This is a genomic window from Pseudomonas sp. SWRI92 (genome assembly GCF_014268685.1).
Taxonomy (GTDB): Bacteria; Pseudomonadota; Gammaproteobacteria; order Pseudomonadales; family Pseudomonadaceae; genus Aquipseudomonas; species Aquipseudomonas marvdashtae.
On sequence record NZ_JABWQY010000005.1, the window covers coordinates 256,728 to 278,029 of the forward strand.

18 protein-coding genes are annotated in these 21,302 nt (G+C 60.0%); 11 read left to right on the top strand and 7 right to left on the bottom strand.

Annotation, left to right across the window (positions count from 1 at the left end):
• Positions 1-2: 2 nt before the first annotated feature.
• The gene (locus HU762_RS11690) at positions 3-1,211 is read right to left on the bottom strand and encodes an ammonium transporter (RefSeq protein WP_186636809.1); all 1,209 of its coding nucleotides are present in this window, start codon (positions 1,209-1,211) and stop codon (positions 3-5) included.
• Between the two features lie 338 nt (positions 1,212-1,549).
• On the opposite strand from HU762_RS11690, the gene HU762_RS11695 reads away from it, so the two are divergent.
• The 7 genes from HU762_RS11695 (at position 1,550) to HU762_RS11725 (ending at position 11,646) form a co-directional block, all read left to right on the top strand.
• Positions 1,550-1,864, top strand: a complete 315-nt coding sequence (locus HU762_RS11695; protein ID WP_186609922.1) for a YqjD family protein — start codon at positions 1,550-1,552, stop codon at positions 1,862-1,864.
• Positions 1,865-1,866: 2 nt separating this feature from the next.
• Complete coding sequence (locus tag HU762_RS11700; RefSeq protein WP_186609945.1) at positions 1,867-2,256, top strand: phage holin family protein; 390 nt, start codon at positions 1,867-1,869, stop codon at positions 2,254-2,256.
• Positions 2,253-2,588: a hypothetical protein gene (locus HU762_RS11705; protein WP_186609923.1), complete on the top strand. Its 336-nt coding sequence runs from the start codon at positions 2,253-2,255 to the stop codon at positions 2,586-2,588. Before HU762_RS11700 ends, HU762_RS11705 begins: the two co-directional genes overlap by 4 nt.
• A gap of 137 nt (positions 2,589-2,725) precedes the next feature.
• Positions 2,726-4,054: a deoxyguanosinetriphosphate triphosphohydrolase gene (locus HU762_RS11710; protein ID WP_186636810.1), complete on the top strand. Its 1,329-nt coding sequence runs from the start codon at positions 2,726-2,728 to the stop codon at positions 4,052-4,054.
• Between the two features lie 309 nt (positions 4,055-4,363).
• The gene (locus HU762_RS11715) at positions 4,364-4,990 is read left to right on the top strand and encodes a response regulator transcription factor (RefSeq protein ID WP_186636811.1); all 627 of its coding nucleotides are present in this window, start codon (positions 4,364-4,366) and stop codon (positions 4,988-4,990) included.
• Between the two features lie 11 nt (positions 4,991-5,001).
• Positions 5,002-8,622: a transporter substrate-binding domain-containing protein gene (locus HU762_RS11720; protein ID WP_186636812.1), complete on the top strand. Its 3,621-nt coding sequence runs from the start codon at positions 5,002-5,004 to the stop codon at positions 8,620-8,622.
• 75 nt (positions 8,623-8,697) lie between these two features.
• A complete protein-coding gene (locus HU762_RS11725) occupies positions 8,698-11,646 on the top strand; it encodes an HD domain-containing phosphohydrolase (RefSeq protein WP_186636814.1) in 2,949 nt (982 codons plus the stop codon).
• Here the strand turns inward: HU762_RS11725 and HU762_RS11730 are convergent, their stop codons facing one another.
• Both HU762_RS11730 and HU762_RS11735 read right to left on the bottom strand, forming a co-directional pair.
• Positions 11,647-12,129, bottom strand: a complete 483-nt coding sequence (locus HU762_RS11730) for a GAF domain-containing protein (protein WP_186636816.1) — start codon at positions 12,127-12,129, stop codon at positions 11,647-11,649.
• Entirely contained in the window at positions 12,126-13,016 is an 891-nt protein-coding gene (locus HU762_RS11735; protein WP_186636819.1) for a DUF815 domain-containing protein, read from the bottom strand. Before HU762_RS11735 ends, HU762_RS11730 begins: the two co-directional genes overlap by 4 nt.
• 162 nt (positions 13,017-13,178) lie before the next feature.
• On the opposite strand from HU762_RS11735, the gene HU762_RS11740 reads away from it, so the two are divergent.
• A complete protein-coding gene (locus HU762_RS11740) occupies positions 13,179-15,500 on the top strand; it encodes a response regulator (RefSeq protein ID WP_186636822.1) in 2,322 nt (773 codons plus the stop codon).
• On the opposite strand, the gene HU762_RS11745 is transcribed toward HU762_RS11740, so the two are convergent.
• From HU762_RS11745 to msrB, 3 genes are all read right to left on the bottom strand, one after another.
• A complete protein-coding gene (locus HU762_RS11745) occupies positions 15,484-15,945 on the bottom strand; it encodes a MarR family transcriptional regulator (protein ID WP_186636832.1) in 462 nt (153 codons plus the stop codon). The two genes, HU762_RS11740 and HU762_RS11745, sit on opposite strands and share 17 nt — an antisense overlap.
• Positions 15,942-16,427: a glutathione peroxidase gene (locus HU762_RS11750; RefSeq protein ID WP_186609931.1), complete on the bottom strand. Its 486-nt coding sequence runs from the start codon at positions 16,425-16,427 to the stop codon at positions 15,942-15,944. The genes HU762_RS11745 and HU762_RS11750 overlap by 4 nt, the downstream gene beginning before the upstream one ends.
• Positions 16,428-16,540: 113 nt before the next feature.
• Entirely contained in the window at positions 16,541-16,936 is a 396-nt protein-coding gene (gene msrB, locus HU762_RS11755) for a peptide-methionine (R)-S-oxide reductase MsrB (protein ID WP_186636834.1), read from the bottom strand.
• A gap of 220 nt (positions 16,937-17,156) precedes the next feature.
• On the opposite strand from msrB, the gene HU762_RS11760 reads away from it, so the two are divergent.
• Positions 17,157-18,368 (top strand): pyridoxal phosphate-dependent aminotransferase, encoded by a 1,212-nt coding sequence (locus tag HU762_RS11760; protein WP_018603142.1) that lies wholly within the window; start codon positions 17,157-17,159, stop codon positions 18,366-18,368.
• 301 nt (positions 18,369-18,669) lie between these two features.
• Positions 18,670-19,557 carry a protease HtpX gene (htpX, locus tag HU762_RS11765; protein ID WP_186636836.1) on the top strand — a complete coding sequence of 296 codons (888 nt, stop codon included), beginning with the start codon at positions 18,670-18,672 and terminating at the stop codon, positions 19,555-19,557.
• A gap of 81 nt (positions 19,558-19,638) precedes the next feature.
• Here htpX and HU762_RS11770 read toward each other — a convergent pair whose 3' ends face one another.
• Positions 19,639-20,292 (bottom strand): thiopurine S-methyltransferase, encoded by a 654-nt coding sequence (locus tag HU762_RS11770; protein WP_186636848.1) that lies wholly within the window; start codon positions 20,290-20,292, stop codon positions 19,639-19,641.
• A gap of 103 nt (positions 20,293-20,395) precedes the next feature.
• Here HU762_RS11770 and HU762_RS11775 point away from each other — a divergent pair, with 103 nt between their 5' ends.
• Positions 20,396-21,163, top strand: coding sequence for a class III extradiol ring-cleavage dioxygenase (locus HU762_RS11775; RefSeq protein WP_186636850.1), 768 nt, complete (start codon positions 20,396-20,398; stop codon positions 21,161-21,163).
• Positions 21,164-21,302 lie beyond the last annotated feature (139 nt).

The window sequence follows — 21,302 nt, forward strand, 5'->3', positions numbered from 1 at the left end:
GTTCAGTCCTGGCTGACCGCTCCAATCTTGTGAATCGACAGGTCGGCGCCGTAGTACTCTTCTTCTTGCGTCAGCCGCAAGCCCAGTACTGCCTTGATCGCACCGTAAACCACAAACCCGCCCACCAGGGCGACGATCACGCCAAGCGCCGTGCCGACCAATTGGCTGGTGAGGCTGACCCCACCCAAGCCGCCCAAGGCATCCTGGCCAAAAATACCGCAGGCGATTCCGCCCCAGACACCGCACAGCCCATGAAGGGGCCATACACCAAGGACATCGTCAATTTTCCACTTGACCTGGGCTGCGGTGAAACACCAGACGAACAAAGCGCCGGCGATGGCGCCGGTCGCCAATGCGCCTACCGGATGCATGAGGTCGGAACCGGCGCAGACCGCCACCAAACCGGCCAACGGACCGTTGTGCAGGAAGCCCGGGTCGTTGCGACCGACAATCAACGCCGCCACGGTCCCTCCGACCATCGCCATCAACGAATTGACGGCCACCAACCCACTCACGCCTGGCAAGGTCTGGGCGCTCATCACGTTGAAGCCGAACCAGCCAACAATGAGGATCCACGAACCCAACGCTAGAAAAGGGATACTCGATGGCGCGAACGCCACCAGGCGCCCTTCCCGATAGCGACCGTTACGCGGCCCGAGCAAAATCACCGCCGCCAGCGCCAGCCAGCCGCCCATCGCATGGACCACCACGGAGCCGGCGAAATCATGGAACCCAGCACCGAAACGCGCCTGAAGCCAGGCCTGCAGGCCAAAATTACCGTTCCAGACAATCCCTTCGAAAAACGGATAGATGAACGCCACGATAAGCACCGTCGCGCATAACTGCGGTACGAACCGCGCGCGCTCGGCAATTCCTCCGGAAATGATCGCCGGGATCGCGGCAGCGAACGTCAACAGGAAGAAAAACTTCACCAGGCTGTAACCATGGTCGGCGCTGAGTACCGCCGCAGGTTGCAGGAAGGTCACGCCGTAGGAGATCCAATAGCCTATGAAAAAATAGGCGAGGGTCGACACGGCGAAATCACTCAGGATTTTCGACAAGGCGTTGACCTGGTTCTTCTGTCGTACGGTTCCTACTTCCAGAAACGCGAAACCGGCGTGCATGGCCAGAACCATGACCGCGCCGAGCAGGATGAACAGCGTGTTGGAACTATGGACGAGACTGTCCACAGCGCTTTGCATATTTTCCATGGTATGGGCAGGCCTGAAGAAGTTGAAAAGCACCAAAGCGGTTCGCTCCGGCCACCACCGCACCAAATTGAAACGGCTCGTCGATTTACCACAGGCAGACGAACCGCTTTGGTGCGCAAATCCGGTAGCTCGACGCAACCGCGTCGAGGTGCTTCACGGGTTTTGATTATTTGAGTTAAGGTTTCCAGAGGCTTTCGCCCAGCTTCAGCGCACTGGCGCGGGTGGACGCACCAGTACATCGCAGAATCCAGAGCAAAAGATGTACCACTCAGTTTCACTGAACCTTCCGGCAAGGCTCATACTCGAACGCTTCAGACGTCACTTACGGAGATGCACCCATGGCCAGAACCCAGGCAAAGACTGCTCAAGAAACCCTGATGGAAGATTTCCAGACGCTGGTCCAGGACACAGAACGATTGCTCGATCACACCGCGACCTTGGCGGGCGATCAGGCTGACGAATTGCGCAGCCAGATCCACGAAACCCTGTTGCGTGCCCGCGACACCCTCAAGTTGACCGAAGACTCTGTGCGTGAGCGCGGCCAGGCGGCGGTCATCGCCACCGAAGAATACGTACAGGCCAATCCTTGGCAATCGGTCGGCATCGCGGCGGGCGTGGGCTTCTTGATCGGACTGCTGGCGACTCGGCGCTGATGATGGGCATCGACGAATCCGGCTCGCCCGAATCGGGCACAAGACCCACAGCGCGTCGCCTGGGCGCGGCATTCCTCGGGTTGCTGCACAGCCATGTCGAATTGTTCGGCATTGAACTGCAGGAACAGAAGGCGCGTACCGTCAGCCTGCTGTTGTTTGCAGGTCTTGCACTGGTTTTTGGTTTGCTGCTGTTGGTTGGGCTGTCGGCGCTGGTGCTGATCCTGGTATGGGACACCTATCGCCTGGCGGGGATTATCGGCCTGTGCCTGTTCTATCTGTTGGCGGCGTTGTTTTGTGGGCTTCGACTCAAGGCAGCGATCTACGATGAGTCCTCCCCTTTCCATGCCACCCTGGAAGAATTGGCCAACGACCGGGAGCGCCTGTTGCCATGAGCCTGCCTGATATTCCCCAAGCCCGTACCCGACAGGAAATGCGCAAGGCGCTGGTGCGCCTGCGCATGGAAATGCACCGCCAGGAAATCCGCCAGGAAACGCGCCAACTGCTGCATCCACTGCAACGGGTACGCGGCTTCACGAAAAGTTGGCATGAGGGCTTCGGCCTCAAGCACGCGTCCCTTTGGGGCGTAGCTGCGGTTTCCTTGCTCGGTTTCCTTGGAGGCAAGCGAACCCGAAGCGGGCGTTCTGGCGGCTTGTCGCGCCTGGTCCGGCTGGCAACGGCAGTGCTTCCGCTGATCAAGCTGGCCAAGAGCGCGCGCAAACCCTGACACCTTCAAGCCCGGGAATGACCCGATCCGGCGGTGGACGCAACACCCAGGCACAACTGATCGCGGCTCTGGGGCCTTGCGGGACACCGCTCGAACCGGGAAGCTAAGGCATCGACTCATCAAACGGAGCACCGGCCTTGGATTGGCACACCCTGCTGACTCGCGAACGCTTGGGAAAAACGCTGCATAGCCCGGAAGAACTGGGTCGCAGCCCATTTCACAAAGACCACGACCGCATCATCTTCTCCGGAGCCTTCCGTCGCCTTGGGCGCAAGACGCAAGTGCACCCGGTGTCCAGCAACGACCATATCCACACACGCTTGACCCATTCGCTGGAAGTCAGTTGCGTGGGACGGTCCCTGGGCATGCGTGTCGGGGAAACCATCCGCAGCGCCCTGCCCGACTGGTGCGAGCCAAGTGACTTGGGCATGGTGGTCCAATCGGCTTGCCTGGCCCATGACATCGGGAACCCACCGTTCGGCCATTCCGGCGAGGACGCGATCCGCTACTGGTTTCAACAAGCGGCGGGACGTGGTTGGCTTGACGCCATGAGCGATGCCGAGCGCAACGATTTCCTTAATTTCGAAGGCAATGCCCAGGGGTTCCGGGTACTCACACAGCTCGAATACCATCAGTTCGACGGTGGCACACGGCTGACCTACGCGACCCTGGGTACCTACCTGAAATACCCGTGGACTGCTCGTCACGCCGACTCCCTGGGCTACAAGAAACACAAGTTCGGCTGTTACCAGAGTGAGCTGCCGCTGCTGGAACAAATTGCCCATAAGCTCGGCCTGCCGCAACTCGAGGACCAGCGCTGGGCGAGGCATCCGCTGGTCTACCTGATGGAAGCGGCCGATGACATCTGCTATGCGCTGATCGACCTGGAGGATGGCGTCGAGATGGACCTGCTGGAATACCCGCAGGTGGAATCGCTGCTCCTGGACCTGGTCGGAGACGACTTGCCAGAAACCTATCGCCAGCTCGGGCCGCAGGATTCGCGGCGCAGAAAACTGGCGATCCTGCGTGGCAAGGCCATCGAACACCTCACCAACGCCGCCGCCCGGGCGTTCGTCGAGCAGCAGGAGGCCTTGCTGGCGGGCACGCTGCAGGGAGACCTGGTGGAACACATGCACGGTCCAGCCAAGCGCTGCGTATTGAATGCCAAGGACATGGCCCGCAAGAAGATATTCCAGGACAAGCGAAAGACCCTGAATGAAATCGGCGCCTACACCACGCTGGAGATTTTGCTCAATGGATTCTGCGGAGCTGCCCTGGAACAACACGGCGGCCGTACCCCTTCGTTCAAGAACCGGCGCATCCTTGACCTTCTCGGCAATAACGCACCCGATCCTGACGGCTCGCTGCACAACGCATTCCTGCGGATGATCGATTTTATCGCCGGCATGACCGACAGCTACGCCAGCGAAATGGCCCAGGAAATGACCGGTCGCACGCGTCAATGAGGCAACCTCATCCAGCAACCGCCTCCTGAGCGAACGGGAGTCGGTTGCAGGTCTTCGCCTGTCAACCGACGACGATAGCCGTAATTAACTACCTGATTAATTATTAGAACTAAACCCACCCTCAACTGAACATAAAACACCCCCTCCTCACGCCACTTGCCTACCAATCAATTAAATACATCGTGGTACCTCGCCTCTTTTTTTGTAGGAAACTTCTGAAATTGATGATGCCTGCCCGTCTCCTCGCGCGACTTGACCTTAACTGGGCTAAGGTGCGCGCTTTATTTAAGCTCGTAGGGGACTTTATTCATGAACTCCGTTTTCATTGTCGACGATCATCCGGTCATCCGCCTCGCCGTTCGAATGCTCCTCGAGCATGAAGGCTATAAAGTCGTAGGGGAAACCGATAATGGCGTCGACGCGATGCAAATGGTGCGTGAGTGCATGCCGGACCTGGTCATCCTGGACATCAGCATCCCCAAACTTGACGGACTGGAAATACTTTCTCGCTTCAATGCCATGAGCACTCCGCTCAAGACGCTGGTGCTGACAGCACAATCCCCCACGCTCTTCGGTATTCGATGCATGCAGTCCGGCGCATCCGGTTATGTTTGCAAACAAGAAGACCTCAGTGAACTTGTCAGCGCAATCAAAGCCGTACTGTCCGGTTACAACTACTTTCCCAGTCAAGCGCTCACCCCCGTACGTGACGATGATCCGCGCAGTGTCGAGCTGGATCTTTTCAAAAGCGTCAACGACCGAGAGTTGATGGTATTGCAACTTTTTGCCCAGGGCCGCACCAACAAGGAAATAGCCAAAGGCATGTTCCTAAGTAATAAAACGGTCAGCACCTATAAAAAACGGCTCATGCAGAAACTCAAAGTGAAGTCGCTGGTAGATTTGATCGAAATGGCAAAGCGCAACGCACTGGTGTGAGAAATAACAGGATGCTCAAATGCATAGGCAAGTACCTGCTGCTGTTAAGTTCAGGGCTTTATGCGGTGTTTCTCGTGGCTGCGCCGAATGTGCCTGAGCACTACGCCCTGCTGAGCCGTGCGAGCGCCGATCATCTCGAAATCAAGCTTGATGAGACCCAACGTGCCTGGCTGCAAAGCCGTCAGGAACTGGTCCTGGGGACCTCTGCGCCGGATTATCCGCCCTTCGATCTATCCAGCAGTGGTCGCGATTACGAAGGCATGACCGCCGATTATGCCGGAATCATCGCCAAGACCACCGGCCTGCCCATGAAAGTCCTGCGCTTCGATTCCCGCGAAGCAGCCATTGCCGCGCTCGAGAGCGGGCAGATAGACCTGCTCGGCACCGCAAACGGCTTCGAAGCCCGAAACCCGGGCATTGCTCTATCGGCTCCCTATGCCGTGGATCAACCTGTCCTGGTCACTCGGACGAACGAAAACCGCCCCCTGACCGATAATCTGGACGGGCTGCGGCTGAGCATGGTCTACCACTACCTGCCGCCCCGTGAGATCGAAAAGCTGTACCCCAAGGCACTTATCACCACGTACCCCTCCTACCAGAACGCTATCAACGCCGTCGCCTTCGGCCAAGCCGATGTGTTTCTCGGCGATACCATTTCCACCCACTACATGATCAGCAAGGGTTACTTGAGCAACATCCGCATGGCCAGCTTCGGCAAACATGAATCCTACGGATTCGGGTTCGCGGTGCGACGCAACGATACCCGGTTGCTGGAGGTCATCAACGCCACGCTGAACCAGATCTCCATCGCCGAGCAAGCGGCTATCGCCAAGCGTTGGAGTGCCGGCAGCGACCTGTACCTCACGGAGCACAAGATACAACTGACCGACCGGGAAGAACGCTGGCTGGCAAGGCATCCGGTGGTTCGAGTGGCGGTGAACGAAACCGCGGCCCCGTTCACCTTCTTTGATTCGGACGGCGATTTTCGCGGGATCAGCGCCGACCTGCTGGAGCTGATCCGGTTGCGTACCGGCATGCGCCTGGACGTCCAACGCCACCAGAACGACAACGACATGATTGCCGCGGTCCTGGAAGGCCAGGCCGACGTGATTGCGGCACTTTTACCCAGCAGCGAACGGCAACAACAGATGAAGTTAAGCCGCCCTTACCTCGATAGCTCATTCGTGCTGCTGACCCGTAAACACTCCGATACACCCACCACCCTCGACCAGTTCGGGGACAAAAGCCTGGCAATCGCCAAAAGCAATCCGATCATAGAGTTTCTACGCAACCAGTACCCGAGCATCAAAATAATCGAAACCGTCGGTTCCTTGCACGCCGCTGAAATGATCGCCCAAGGCCAGGCCGACGGTGGCGTGAACTCGCTGGTCATGGCCAACTACTTCATCTCGTCCCACTCGCTCAAAGACAAGTTGCAAATCAGCAGCACCGTGGGGACTCAGCAGGCCATGTTCTCGCTGGCCACCGCAAGAACCGCCACGGAGCTGAGCTCCATTCTTGACAAGGCCTTGACCAGCATCGATCCCGACGAACTGGGCGTGATCAACAACCGCTGGCGCGGCTACGTCTCGGCCTCGGAACACACATGGCGCGCCTATAACCGCCTGTTTTTCCAGATCGTCGCCGGCGTCGGCCTGTTATTGCTGCTTTCCCTGGCATGGAACGGCTACATGCAACGACAGATCAGGCAACGCCAGCGGGCAGAACTGGCGCTCAATGACCAACTCGAGTTCATGCACGCCCTGCTCAACGGCACACCCCATCCGATCTATGTGCGAGACCGCGAGGGAGTGCTGCAAAGCTGCAACGACAGTTACTTGGAAACGTTCAACGCGAAGCGTGAGGAGGTCATCGGCAAGAACATCATGCCCGGTGCCATGAGCAATGCTTTCGAAGCCCGGGAATACCAGGCGGACTATCAACGCGTCATGGCTGAAGGCACCGCGTTGATCACCGACCGGCCACTGCACATTGGCAACCGGAAGCTGACGATCTATCACTGGATCCTTCCGTACCGTAACTCTGCGGCACAGGTGCAAGGGATCATCGGCGGCTGGATTGATATCAGCGAACGGCGCCAGCTCGTCGAGCAACTGCGCTCCGCCAAAGAACAGGCCGACGACGCCAACCGGGCCAAGAGTACTTTCCTCGCGACCATGAGCCATGAAATCCGTACGCCCATGAACGCAGTGATCGGCATGCTTGAACTGGCCCTCAAACACGCCGACAAGGGCCACGTTGACCGCTCGGCGATTGAGGTCGCGTACGAGTCGGCGTCCGGCATGTTGGAGCTGATAGGCGATATCCTCGACATCGCCCGCATCGAAACAGGCCATCTGAGCCTGACGCCCGAACGGGTTGACCTGAAGGCCCTGGTGCAATCGGTCATGCGGGTTTTCGAAGGGTTGGCCCGGCAAAAGAACATTGGATTGTCCTTGCAATTCGAGCCTGCTGGAATCAACCCGGACGTGCGAATGGACCCACTGCGCTTCAAGCAGGTGCTTTCAAACCTGATCAGCAACGCCCTGAAATTTACCGAGCAAGGCGAAGTGAAGGTCAGCGTGAAGCTGCCCCAGGCCGCCCGGGACAAGACGCTGCAATTGCAGATGGAAGTCAGCGACAGCGGCATCGGCATCAGTCCGGCAGACCTCGGGCGCCTGTTCGAGCCGTTTGCCCAAGCCGATAACGGCAGCCGGATGGCCCGCAAGGGCGCGGGGCTTGGCCTGGTAATCAGCCGTCACTTGTGCGAGGCCATGGGTGGAGAACTGCACATGAACAGCCAGCCGGGCCTTGGAACCCAGGTGCGGATTTCCTTGCCGCTCACCATCCTGCCGAAGGCAGAGGCCAGCGTTCCGGTTACGCCTGTGACTGAAACAGCGAGGTGCACGCTGAACGTCCTGGTCGTGGACGACCATCCGGCCAATCGGCTGCTGATGTCCCAGCAGCTGAATTATCTGGGTCATCCCCACCATGTCAGCCACGACGGCGAGCAAGGTCTCAAGGCCTGGCTTGACGGGGATTTCGACCTGATCATCGCCGACTGCAACATGCCCATCATGAGCGGCTACGAACTGGCCCGGGCGGTTCGCCGACACGAAGCCGCACAGCAACAGCCGCCTTGCACCATCCTGGGATTTACCGCCAACGCGCAGCCCGAGGAAAAACAGCGATGCAAGGATGCCGGCATGGACGACTGCCTGTTCAAACCGATCAGTCTGAGCGCACTTAATCAATGGATGAACGCCATCAAACCCCTCAATGCTTCCCGAGCTTTCAACTTGCAAAGCCTGCACACGCTGACCGGCGGCGACCCGGTCTCCACCCACCGCCTGCTGGCAGAACTGCTCAGCAGCAACTGCGCTGACCGTCAGGAACTGCTTGACGTCGCCCGGGGCGCAAACCGGCAGGCGATTACCGAGACGGCGCACAAGATAAAAGGTGTCGCCCGTATCGTGCAGGCCACTGCGCTGATTCAACTGTGCGAGGCGTTGGAACAGGCCTGCCATCAAGCACAGCCCCCCGAACGAATCGATGGCTGCATCAATGCGCTGAGCCAGGCGATGATTGAACTGGGCCACAGCCTGGAAGCAGCGATCGCCAAGGCAAAATAACCCAGTGTTTACTATGCTGTTCGCTCAGCAGTGCGTAGCAGGGGGCGATCTCCCCCAACACTTGGAGTGACGGAAATGCCCAGCGCACCGCGTCCGGAAAAACGCAGGTTTCCCCTGCACGTCCATATCAGCGTGATGTTCACGCTGCTCCTGCTGCTGACCGGCGTGGTATTGGGCGTCTTCAATTATCGACAGACCACCCAGATCATCCTGTCCAGCAGTGAAAAGCTGTTCAATCGAATCGAACAGACGGTGCGCCTGGACCTGTACGACACTTACGAGCCGATCCGCCATTTGCTCGGCCTGCTGGCCGATTATCCAGCAACACGCATGCCCCAGATGTCGCAACGACTGGCCCTGCTCGGCCCTTTCAGCCAGGCTCTGCGGGACAATCCGAACCTGGCATCGCTCTACCTGGGCGATCGCGATGGCAATTTCCTGATGGTTCGATCTTTGCGCACCGAAGCCTCTAAAAACGCCCTGAAGGCTCCGGCCGAGGCGCTCTACGAGGTGTGGACCGTCGAGCGCGCAGGTGACGCAGGTTCGGTTCACTCCCAGTCGGCGTTCTATGATCAGGCATTGACATTGATCGGCCGCCAGGATCACCTCGGTGAAGACTACGATCCGCGCAGCCGGGGCTGGTTTCGCAGCGCAATGGACACCACGGAGCAGATCACCACCGAACCCTACGTGTTTTTTTCCAGCCGTAATATCGGCACGACCCTCGCCCGACGCAGCGGCGAGCGAGCAGTCATCGGCGCTGACCTGACCCTGGCCGCGTTGTCCCAGACGCTGGCCAAGCACAAGGTAACGACCGGCACCGAGATCGCCCTGATCGACCCTCAAGGCAACGCCGTGGGCTACCCCGACAGCGAGCGACTGGTCACTGACAGCCAGTCGGCCCATCTGATCAAGGCGCGTGACTTGCACCCGGCCATCGCCGCCGCCCTCGACAATGACAGTGACATGCCACGCCTGGAGGCGGCCGGGCGCCAGTGGATTGTCTCCCGCAGCCACATTCAGGAGGGTGGGCCAGAGGGGCTGCAACTGGCTCTGCTGGTGCCGGAGGACGAGTTGCTGGCCGATGCCTATCGCCTGCGCTGGCAAGGCGCGCTGATTACCCTTGCCACCTTGCTGTTGTGCCTGCCTTTGGGCTGGCTGACATCGCGAATTCTGGTCAAGCCGTTGCGTGGGTTGGTAAGGGAAGCCGACGCCATCCGCAGCTTTAATTTCAGTTACCCGGTGTCCCGTCGCTCCCCTGTGCTGGAGGTGGATCAACTGGGCGTTTCGATGGCCCGCATGAAAGAAACCCTGGCGAGTTTTTTCGAGATCACCGCCAGCCTGCGCGCCGAAACCCGTTTCGCCCCACTGCTGGAGCGGGTGCTGTTCGAGACTGTGAAAATCGCCCAGGCCCAGGCCGGCCTGATCTACCTGCGCGAAAACGACGGCGAGCAGATCAAGCCGTACGGACTGGTCATCAACGGAACGCCTCGGGATCTCCAGGCCTTCGCGCTACAAGGTTATGCACTGGACGCCTCGGACAGCCCGCAGTGGTTCCGGGAACTGGGCGCCACGCAAACCCTGGTGTCGTCCTTGGGCTTCGAGCAGGCCGCCGATTTGCGTAGTGTCCTGTTGGCACTGGACGCCCCCCGCGTGCACTTGATCGGCATACGCCTGTGCAACCGTCATCAGGAAACCGTCGGCGCGTTAGTGCTATTGATCACTGACACCGGCACCGAAGCCGACCTGGAAAAGCTCCAGCCAGACCGCATCGCTTTCTTGCAGGCGGTCTCGGGCACCGCAACGGTGAGCATCGAAAGCCAGCGCCTGCAAGCCAGGCAAAAGCAATTGCTGGACTCGTTCATTCAATTGCTCGCCGGTGCGATCGATGCCAAAAGCCCCTACACCGGCGGCCATTGCCAGCGAGTACCGGCCCTGACGCTCATGCTCGCCCAGGCGGCTGCCGCCAGCCAGGCACCGGCGTTCGAAGGCTACAAGCCGACGGAAGATGAATGGGAGGCGCTGCACATCGCAGCCTGGTTGCATGACTGTGGCAAGGTCACCACGCCCGAGTACGTGGTGGACAAAGCCACCAAGCTGGAAACCTTGAACGATCGTATCCACGAAATTCGCACCCGCTTCGAAGTCCTCAAGCGCGACGCCTGGGTCGACTATTGGCAGGCCCTGGCAACCGGTGGCGAAGCGGCGCTCCTGGCCCAACGACGTGACACCGCGCTAGCCGCCATTGATGATGACTTCGCCTTCGTTGCACGCTGCAACCTGGGCTCCGAAGCCATGGCGGACACCGACTTGCAACGCCTGCAACGCATCGCCAAACGCACCTGGACCCGAACCCTGGACGATCGCCTGGGCGTGTCCTGGGAGGAAAATCGGCGCCAGGCCCGCGTGCCGGCGCCGACGCTGCCCGTCGCTGAACCGCTGCTGGCGGACAAGCCCGAACATCTGTTCGAACGGCATCCGGCCGAGCTGATTCCAGCCGACAATCCGTGGGGTTTCCAACTCGATGTGCCGACCTGGAAATACAACCGCGGCGAACTCTATAACCTCAGCATTACCCGCGGCACGCTGACTCGCGAGGAGCGCTACGTGATCAACCATCACATGGTCCAGACGATCCTGATGCTCAGCCAGTTGCCCTTCCCCAGCCACCTGGAAAATGTCGCGGAAATCGCCGGGGGGCACCACGAGAAGATGGACGGCACCGGCTATCCCAAGCGACTCAAGCGCGAGCAGATGAGCCTGCCGGCTCGAATGATGGCCATCGCCGATATTTTCGAAGCGCTGACGGCAGCCGATCGGCCCTACAAGAAAGCCAAGAAGCTGAGTGAAGCCTTGGGCATCATGGCCACGATGTGCCGCGATGCCCATATCGATCCCGAGCTGTTCGGGCTGTTCATCGACGAGCGGATCTACCTGCACTACGCCGAGGCGTTTCTCGACCCGCGCCAGATCGATGAAATCGACCCGGACAATCTGTTGGCCAAGGCAGGATTGAAAGCGTGATCAGCAATCGGTCAAGCGCAGGAATATCGCGGCCAATTGTTCAATGCCGGCCTGGTCATGCTCGGTAAAGCGCGCCAGTTTCGGACTGTCCAGGTCCAGCACGCCGATCAGGCGCCCGTCCTTGACCAGCGGCACCACCAATTCGCTGTTCGATGCGCTGTCGCAGGCGATGTGCCCGGCGAATGCATGGACATCGTCCACGCGCTGGGTCTGGCGGGTCGCCGCGGCAGTACCGCACACGCCACGGCCAAACGGGATCCGCACGCAGGCAATCTGGCCCTGGAACGGGCCCAGCACCAATTCGTCATTACGATTGAGGTAAAAACCAGCCCAATTCAGATCGTCCAACTGACTGAACAGGAACGCCGAGAATTGCGCGGCATTGGCAATGAAGTCGCGCTCATCCGCCAGCAGCGATTGCAATTGTGCCGATAACAGCCCGTAGCCTTCGAGGCCTTCCCCGGTGCTCGTCAAATCGATCATGCCTTGTGCTCCAGAAGCTTGAGGCCCACCCAGTAGCGGGCAAACTGATAGGCGCAACGTCCGTTGCGGTTGCCGCGTCCGGTCGCCCAGCGCACCGCCTGTATATCCAGCGCTTCGTCACGTTGCCAGGCCAGCCCGGCCTTCGCGGCCAGCACACCGATCCAATGCTCCACCACGTCGAGAAAATGTTCCTGGGTAAACGGATAGAACGACAACCACAGCCCGAAACGATCGGACAAGGCGATCTTGTCTTCCACGGCTTCGCTGGGGTGAAGCTCGCCGTCGACCCGCTTCCAGTTCTCGTTGTCGCTTTCCTTTTCAGGCACCAGATGGCGGCGGTTCGAAGTGGCATACAACAGGACGTTGTCCGGTGCCTGCTCGAGGGAACCGTCAAGCATGCTCTTGAGCACGCGGTATTCGCCCTCGCCGGATTCGAACGACAGGTCATCGCAGAACAACACGAAGCGCTGCGGCAGTTTCGCCACCTGCTCGACCACCCGGGGCAGATCGGCCAGGTGATCGCGCTCGATCTCAATCAAGCGCAGGCCATGCCCGGCATGTTCGGCCAGCAAGGCGCGCACCAGCGACGATTTGCCGGTGCCACGCGAACCCCAGAGCAACGCATGGTTGGCCGGCATGCCATCGATGAACTGTTGGGTGTTGCGGCCCAACTGCTCCACCTGGCGATCCACGCCGATCAGGTCCGACAAACGAATATCGAGACTGACTTCAAGCGGCAGCAGGAAACCGCTACGCCCGTCGCGTTGCCAGCGGGCAGCCAAAGTCCGGGACCAGTCGATGGCGGGTCGTGGAGCGGGCAACAGGGGCTCGATACGGGCCAGCACCGCATCGGCGCGCTCAAGAAAAGCATTCAATCGGGCGTCCACGTCTTCTCCTCGGACAAGTTCACGGTAATGATGACGCTTCAGCGACGAAACGACGACGCCAATGGCGGGTCTGTTCAAACACTACACACCGGCCACACCGACATTCAGAGATGATCAGCTATGCTTGACCGGCGAAGGGAAACGTAAGTGGTTCACCATTCAATGGACATCAGGTTCACCCAACGGCTGTCGTACAAGCAGGCCCGACTGACCGTCCTGGTGGGTTTCGTGCTGGGCACCTTGCTAAGCCTGGTGCAGATCGGCATCGATTATGCCAGCGAAGACGCGTCGATCAACCGGGAAATCCTCTCGTTGCTGGAAATCAGCCACAACCCGGCCTCGCGCATTGCCTATAACATCGATGCCGAACTCGCCCAGGAGCTGGCCCTGGGCCTGTTGCGCTCGCCGGCCATCATCGGCGCCGAACTGATCGATAACACCAACACCGTACTGGCAAGCGTCAAACGCCCCGAGTTGCAAAGCAGCTACCGGTTCATCAGCGACTTTCTGTTCGGCGCCCAACGCCAGTTCGAGGACCGGCTGTACTTGAGTCATTTGCCCAGCGAGTCCCTGGGTGTGTTGCGACTTGACGTCGACACCTATTCGTTCGGCGGTCGCTTCCTGCGCCGGGCCGAAATCACCTTGCTCAATGGTTTCGCCCGCAGCCTGATCCTGACCGGGCTGTTGCTGGCTCTGTTCTACGTCATGCTGACCAAGCCGCTGGTGCGGGTCATCCGCGAGCTGAGCAGCCGCGACCCCAGCAGCAGCGAACAGAGTCCGCTGGAGTGTCCTTCCGGTCACCAGTACGACGAGATCGGCGTACTGGTTTCAGTCGCCAACCAGCAGTTCGAAAACATCTCCACCGAAATCCAGCAGCGGCGCACGGCTGAAAACCGCCTCACCGACTACCTGGCGCAACTGGAAACCATTGTTTCGGCGCGCACCGCCGAACTCAAGGCCATCAATGCCCGCCTCAGCCAGTCCAACGAGGAACTGGAGGTTGCCCGGCGTACCGCCCTGGACATGGCCGACGCGCGCTCGGCGTTCCTGGCCAACATGAGCCACGAGATCCGCACGCCACTCAACGGCCTGCTGGGGATGATTGCCCTGTCCCTGGACGGCCCACTCACGGCCGAACAACAGCAACAGCTGTCGATTGCCCATGACTCGGGCAAGGTACTGGTGGAATTGCTCAACGACATCCTCGACCTGTCCAAATTCGACGCAGGCCAATTGGAGCTCGAGCGCATCCCGTTCGACCTGGGCGCCCTGGTCGAAGACACGGCCAACCTGCTTTCCCAAAATGCCGCCCCGAGCGTCGAGCTGGCGTGCCTGATCGAACCGCAGTTCCCCGCGCAAGTACTGGGTGACCCGACCCGCGTCCGCCAGATCGTCAGCAACCTGCTGTCCAACGCGTTGAAGTTCACTCGGTTCGGCCGGGTGGATGTGCGCTTGAGCCATTACGAAGGTGGCGTGCGGATTGAAATCTGCGACACGGGTATCGGCATTCCGCAGGAAGCCCAGGCTCGCATCCTGCAGCCGTTCACTCAGGCCGGAGCAGGCATTACCCGTCAATTTGGCGGCACCGGGCTGGGACTGGCACTGACCTACAACCTCTGCGAAGCCATGCAGGGCCGGTTGACGATCAGTTCCGAGACAGGCTTCGGCAGCCGGTTCTGCGCCGAGCTGCCGCTGCCCTGCCACATCCCTGCGACTCCCGTCGAATCGTTGCGTGGCAATGTCGTCGCGATTACTACCGCCAGCAGCGGCTTGGCCGAATTGTTGGGCATGCTATTGCCCGGCTGGGGCTTGGATTATGTACAGCGCACGGTGGATGACGGGCTGCTCGGCCTCAATCCGGACATTCTGATCACCGACTGCCCGGAATGCCTGTTCAACCTGCGGCCCACCTTCGACGCCCCTATCCTGCTGGTCACCGCCTACGGCAGCTTCATGCCCAGCGAAGAAGCGGCCGCCCTCGCCCCCTTGCTGCAGCAGGCCCGGCCTTTGGCGCGCCATGCGCTTTATCAGATTCTGCGCCGCTCCCTGCAAAGCGAGGCGACCACGATCAATGACGCACAAATCGAGGCACAGGCCCTCTCCCGGCGTGGACGAGTGCTTTTGGTGGAAGACAACCCCGTCAACCAGCTGGTGGCGAAGGGCATGCTGGTGAAGCTGGGGTGCGAAGTGGTCGTCGCGGCCCACGGCGCCGAAGGCCTGGACCAGCTCGAACAGCAGGACTTCGACCTGGTGTTGATGGACTGCAACATGCCGGTCATGGACGGCTACGAAGCCAGCCGGCAGATTCGCCGCAGCGGGCGCTGGCCGAACCTGCCGATTGTCGCCCTGACCGCCAATGCGATGCCTGAAGAACGCGAGCGCTGCCGGGCCGCGGGCATGAGCGATTATTTGTCCAAGCCGTTCCGTCGCGAAGAGTTGGCGGCACTGCTGGATCAGTGGGTGCCCACTACGTCAGCGCTTTGATCTGCGCCAGCAGATGATCCAGGCCCTCGCGCAGCTCACCCGCGCGAGCCAGGTCGATCCCGCTGTCGCACAGCAGACGGGCCTTGAGCGGACCGACCCGCTCGCGCAGGGCCTTTGCGCCTTCCGCCAGGCTCAGATGCATCTCCCGTTCATCACGGGCCGAGCGCTGGCGCTGGACCAGCTTCAACTGCTCCAAACGCTTGAGCAGCGGCGTCAGCGTACCGGAATCGAGCAGCAAACGTTCCCCCAACGCCTTGACCGTCGGTTGCTCCGGCGGGTTGTCCTGCCATTCCCACAGCACCAGCATCGCCAGGTACTGCGGGTAGGTCAGGCCGAGTTGGTCAAGCATCGGCTTGTAGCTTCGGATCACTGCCCGCGATGCGGCGTACAGTTTGAAGCACAACTGGTTGTCGAGCTTCAGCGAATCGACTGGCAGCGGGTTCATTTGAGCAGGGCTTCGATCTCAGCGGTAAGGTCCTGGGGCTTGGTGGTTGGGGCAAAGCGCTTGACCACCTGACCGTCCTTGCCAATCAGGAACTTGGTGAAATTCCACTTGATACCCTTGGACCCCAGCAGACCCGGCGCCCGCTGCTTGAGCTGGACGAACAGCGGATGGGCGTTGGCACCGTTGACTTCGACCTTCTTGAACAGCGGGAAACTAACGCCGAAGTTGAGCTCGCAAAATTCGGAAATCGCCCCCTCATTACCTGGTTCCTGCTTGCCGAATTGGTTGCAAGGAAAGCCCAGCACCACCAGCCCTTGGTCCTTGTAGGACTGCCACAACGTCTCAAGGCCCTTGTACTGCGGGGTGAAGCCGCACTGGCTGGCGGTATTGACCACCAGTACCGCCTTGCCGGCGAAATCGGCAAGGGTCTTTTGTTCGCCCTTGATGGTCGTGCAAGGGATGCTCAACAGGTTGTCGGTCATGGGGTGGCTCCAGATAGAAGTGGGAAGCAGGAAGATAGCGAGCAATTAAATTGTGTGCAATTTAATTGCTCCAATCCCTGCCAATGACCTCATGGCGAAGGATTGAGCCATTTTTACTCGCGTGGCACGAGATCCAGGCACACCGAGTTGATGCAGTAACGCAGGCCGGTCGGCGGCGGACCATCCGGAAAGACGTGGCCCAGGTGCGCATCGCACTTGGCGCAGACCACTTCGGTGCGGATCATGCCGTGGCTGACATCGCGCACCTCCACCACTGCGCTGCCTTCGAGCGGCGCGTAAAAGCTCGGCCAGCCGCAGCCGGAATCAAACTTGGTCTGCGAATCGAACAGCGGTTCCTTGCAGCAAATGCAGTGGTACACACCGTCGATCTTGGTGTCGTTGTATTTACCGGAGAACGGCCGCTCGGTGCCTTTCAACCGGCAGACGTTGTACTGCTCCGGGTCGAGCATCGCACGCCATTCTTCAAGGGTTTTCTGCAACTTTTCCATCGTCCTACCTCGGCAATTGAAAAAGCCCGATCCGACGCTTTTCCGCAGATCGGGCGGCACGTATGATTGCGCCTCGTCAGATGCCAGTCTGGCAGTCACGCCATGCGCATTCAAACGGATTGTGGCGCATCTATCGCGTCAGGCCTGGGCACAGACGCAGGATCCCCAGTACGGTAGTTCATACGCCGCCTGGATCGTTCATTTTCGGGAACACATCGCCATGCAGGTCAGCAAATCGAACAAGCTCGCCAACGTCTGCTACGACATTCGCGGCCCGGTGCTCAAGCACGCCAAGCGCCTGGAAGAGGAAGGCCACCGCATCCTCAAGCTGAACATCGGCAACCCGGCGCCCTTTGGTTTCGAAGCGCCCGATGAGATCCTCCAGGACGTCATCCGCAACCTGCCGACCGCCCAGGGCTACAGCGATTCCAAGGGCTTGTTCAGCGCGCGCAAGGCGGTGATGCAGTACTACCAGCAAAAGCAGGTCGAAGGCATCGGCATCGAGGATATCTACCTGGGCAACGGCGTATCCGAGCTGATCGTCATGTCCATGCAGGCCCTGCTCAACAACGGCGACGAAGTGCTGGTGCCCGCTCCGGACTACCCGTTGTGGACCGCCGCCGTGAGCCTGTCCGGCGGTAACCCGGTGCATTACCTGTGCGACGAGCAGGCGAACTGGTTCCCTGACCTGGCGGACATCAAGGCCAAGATCACGCCAAACACCAAGGCGCTGGTGATCATCAACCCGAACAACCCAACCGGCGCCGTGTATTCCCGAGAGGTGCTGCTGGGTATGCTCGAACTGGCCCGCCAGCACAACCTGGTGGTGTTCTCCGACGAGATCTACGACAAGATCCTGTACGACGACGCCGTGCACGTGTGCACCGCCTCCCTGGCGCCGGACCTGTTGTGCCTGACCTTCAACGGCTTGTCCAAGTCCTATCGCGTCGCCGGCTTCCGCTCCGGCTGGATCGCCATCTCCGGTCCCAAGCATCACGCCCAGAGCTACATCGAAGGCATCGACATGCTGGCCAACATGCGCTTGTGCGCCAACGTGCCGAGCCAGCACGCGATCCAGACGGCGCTGGGTGGCTACCAGAGCATCAACGACCTCGTCCTGCCCCAGGGCAGGTTGCTGGAACAGCGCAATCGCACCTGGGAATTGCTCAACGACATTCCTGGCGTCAGCTGCGTCAAGCCAATGGGCGCCTTGTATGCGTTCCCGCGGATCGACCCGAAGGTCTGTCCGATCCATAACGATGAAAAGTTCGTCCTCGACCTGCTGCTGTCCGAGAAGCTGCTGGTCGTTCAGGGTACGGCGTTCAACTGGCCATGGCCGGATCATTTCCGCGTCGTGACGCTGCCGCGGGTCGATGACCTGGACCAGGCCATTGGCCGCATCGGCAACTTCCTCAAGTCCTACCGCCAGTAACCCGGAGCGCGTGCGAGCGGCCTCGCTCGCACGCTGTTTGATTCAGCAACATATCCGTTCCGCCAGCTTCGGCAGCCCTTCTACACTGAGAGCTGCAGAACGGATGTTCGGCCAGGGCCAACGTTCACAGGGCAGCGGCGCCGCATTCCTTTTTCCGCAGTCACTTTCGGAAAAGTCTTTCAAACATTTAGGACGCCTGTAGGACACAGTTTGAAATAGTAGGCGAGTTGAATAGCCTGAGGCAGCACCTTATATACCCCGCATAACGCTACATCTTTAGCATGAGGAGATTTCCACCACCATGATGCGCATCCTGCTGTTCTTGGCCACTAACCTGGCGGTCGTGCTGATTGCCAGCATCACCCTGAGCCTTTTCGGCTTCAACGGGTTCATGGCGGCCAACGGGGTTGATCTCAACCTCAATCAGCTGCTGATCTTCTGTGCGGTGTTCGGTTTCGCCGGTTCCCTGTTCTCGCTGTTCATCTCCAAGTGGATGGCGAAGATGAGCACCAGCACCCAGATCATCAGCCAGCCGCGCACTCGCCACGAACAATGGCTGCTGCAAACCGTCGAGCAGCTGTCCCGTGAAGCCGGGATCAAGATGCCGGAAGTCGGGATCTTCCCAGCCTACGAGGCCAACGCCTTCGCCACCGGCTGGAACAAGAACGACGCACTGGTCGCCGTCAGCCAGGGCCTGCTCGAGCGGTTCTCGCCCGATGAAGTCAAGGCCGTGCTGGCCCACGAGATCGGCCACGTTGCCAACGGCGACATGGTGACCCTCGCGCTGATCCAGGGCGTGGTGAACACCTTCGTGATGTTCTTCGCCCGTATCATCGGCAACTTCGTCGACAAAGTGATCTTCAAGAACGAAGAAGGCCAGGGTATCGCCTACTACGTGGCGACCATCTTCGCCGAGCTGGTCCTGGGCATCCTCGCCAGCGCCATCGTCATGTGGTTCTCGCGCAAACGCGAATTCCGCGCCGACGACGCCGGTGCACGCCTGGCCGGCACCAGCGCCATGATTGGCGCCCTGCAGCGCCTGCGCGCCGAGCAAGGCCTGCCGGTGCACATGCCCGATACCCTGAATGCCTTTGGCATCAACGGTGGCGTCAAGCAGGGCCTGGCTCGCATGTTCATGAGCCACCCGCCGCTGGAAGAACGTATCGACGCGCTGCGTCGCCGCGGCTGACAGCCAGAGCCTCAAACGAAAGCCCGCAGCGATGCGGGCTTTTTTTTGCTGCTGGTCAGGCGTTGCGAGCAAAGGTCCTCATCAGAGACGGGATATGAGATACACCCGCTCCTCCAGACGTTTCACTCCCGCCTGCAAGAACTTCCAGCTCTCTCCCAGCACATCCTGTTCCTGCAAGATCTCCAATTGCCAAGCTGCACCCAGCAACCGCTGTACCTCGTCATGCCCAACGGAAAACGGCGGTCCAGGCATTTCGGCCTGGTTGTAATCGAGCGTAATCAACAGCCCGACGCAGTCCGGCAAGATGCCCTGCAGATGGGCCACGTACCGCTCGCGCATCGGCGCAGGCAAGGCGATCAACGCAGCGCGGTCATACAGCGTCGCGCAATCCGCCACATCCGCCGCCGTCAACGCAAAGAAATCCCCACAACGAATTTCAATGTCTGCGGCTCGAAACACCTTGAACGCGCCCTCTTCAGTCACGCTCGGTTCAAGCTGCTGCTCGAGGAAAAAATCGCTGACGGCTTTTTCCGAAAGCTCCACGCCCAGCACCGAGCACCCTTGTTGCGCCAACCACAGCAAATCCAGGGTCTTGCCGCAAAGAGGCACCAGCACTCGAGTTCCCTGGGGCAAACCCAGTTGCGGCCAGAAACGCTGCAGATAAGGGTTCACTTGCGGCAGGTGAAAACCGATCTGGTTCGCAGCCCAACGCTTATGCCAAAACTCCGGCTCCATGGTATCGCTCCAAAATATCGATCAATACAGGTTAAAACTTATATTAGATCTGGGACATCGACCTGACCGAAGATGGCATATCTTAACGCTCAGGAGCTCGTCCATGCTGCCCAGCCTGTTTATCTCCCATGGCTCACCCATGCTTGCCCTGGAACCCGGTGAAAGCGGCCCGGCATTGGCTCGCCTGGCGGCGCAACTGCCCAGGCCCAAAGCGATTGTGATTGTCTCGGCGCATTGGGAAAGCGATGAACTGTTGGTGAACGCCAACCCGCAGCCGCGCACCTGGCATGATTTCGGTGGGTTTGCGCCAGCCTTGTACGCGGTGCAATATCCCGCGCCCGGAGACCCGGAACTGGCTGCGCGCGTCGCCGGTCTGCTGGTTACCGCGCACTTGCCGGCGCGTCTCGACTCGGCGCGGCCATTCGATCACGGCGTCTGGGTGCCGCTCTCCTTGATGTACCCCGCGGCAGATATTCCGGTGATACAGATTTCCCTGCCCAGCCGCCAAGGTCCGATGTTACAGACGCAGGTTGGCCAGGCCCTGGCGAGCCTGCGCCAGGAAGGCATCCTGCTGATCGGCTCCGGGAGCATCACGCATAACCTGCGCGACCTGGACTGGAACGCCGGTCCTGACAGCGTCGAGCCGTGGGCCAAGGCCTTCCGCGATTGGGTGGTCGAACAACTGGCGGTCGACGACGAGCCGGCGCTGCACGACTACCGTCGCCAAGCGCCCAACGCAGTACGCAGCCACCCCAGCGACGAACACTTGCTGCCGCTGTATTTTGCCCGGGGGGCCGGTGGAAAGTTCAACATCGCCCATGAGGGATTCACGATGGGAGCGCTGGGGATGGACATTTATCGGTTCGATTGACCAATATCCCTGAAGGAACACCAAACGACAGATCGAGTAGGAGGCGGATTTACATCCGCCGTCCTCTCACACCACCGTACGTACGGTTCCGTATACGGCGGTTCAGGTTATACGGATAAACCGTTAATCGTATCCAGTA

Bases quoted from the DNA above. Each gene is read 5' to 3' on its own strand.
- HU762_RS11690 (WP_186636809.1), bottom strand. From the start codon at position 1,211: ATGGAAAATATGCAAAGCGCTGTGGACAGTCTCGTCCATAGTTCCAAC.
- HU762_RS11695 (WP_186609922.1), top strand. From the start codon at position 1,550: ATGGCCAGAACCCAGGCAAAGACTGCTCAAGAAACCCTGATGGAAGAT.
- HU762_RS11700 (WP_186609945.1), top strand. From the start codon at position 1,867: ATGGGCATCGACGAATCCGGCTCGCCCGAATCGGGCACAAGACCCACA.
- HU762_RS11705 (WP_186609923.1), top strand. From the start codon at position 2,253: ATGAGCCTGCCTGATATTCCCCAAGCCCGTACCCGACAGGAAATGCGC.
- HU762_RS11715 (WP_186636811.1), top strand. From the start codon at position 4,364: ATGAACTCCGTTTTCATTGTCGACGATCATCCGGTCATCCGCCTCGCC.
- HU762_RS11720 (WP_186636812.1), top strand. From the start codon at position 5,002: ATGCTCAAATGCATAGGCAAGTACCTGCTGCTGTTAAGTTCAGGGCTT.
- HU762_RS11725 (WP_186636814.1), top strand. From the start codon at position 8,698: ATGCCCAGCGCACCGCGTCCGGAAAAACGCAGGTTTCCCCTGCACGTC.
- HU762_RS11730 (WP_186636816.1), bottom strand. From the start codon at position 12,129: ATGATCGATTTGACGAGCACCGGGGAAGGCCTCGAAGGCTACGGGCTG.
- HU762_RS11740 (WP_186636822.1), top strand. From the start codon at position 13,179: ATGGACATCAGGTTCACCCAACGGCTGTCGTACAAGCAGGCCCGACTG.
- HU762_RS11745 (WP_186636832.1), bottom strand. From the start codon at position 15,945: ATGAACCCGCTGCCAGTCGATTCGCTGAAGCTCGACAACCAGTTGTGC.
- HU762_RS11750 (WP_186609931.1), bottom strand. From the start codon at position 16,427: ATGACCGACAACCTGTTGAGCATCCCTTGCACGACCATCAAGGGCGAA.
- msrB (WP_186636834.1), bottom strand. From the start codon at position 16,936: ATGGAAAAGTTGCAGAAAACCCTTGAAGAATGGCGTGCGATGCTCGAC.
- HU762_RS11760 (WP_018603142.1), top strand. From the start codon at position 17,157: ATGCAGGTCAGCAAATCGAACAAGCTCGCCAACGTCTGCTACGACATT.
- htpX (WP_186636836.1), top strand. From the start codon at position 18,670: ATGATGCGCATCCTGCTGTTCTTGGCCACTAACCTGGCGGTCGTGCTG.
- HU762_RS11770 (WP_186636848.1), bottom strand. From the start codon at position 20,292: ATGGAGCCGGAGTTTTGGCATAAGCGTTGGGCTGCGAACCAGATCGGT.
- HU762_RS11775 (WP_186636850.1), top strand. From the start codon at position 20,396: ATGCTGCCCAGCCTGTTTATCTCCCATGGCTCACCCATGCTTGCCCTG.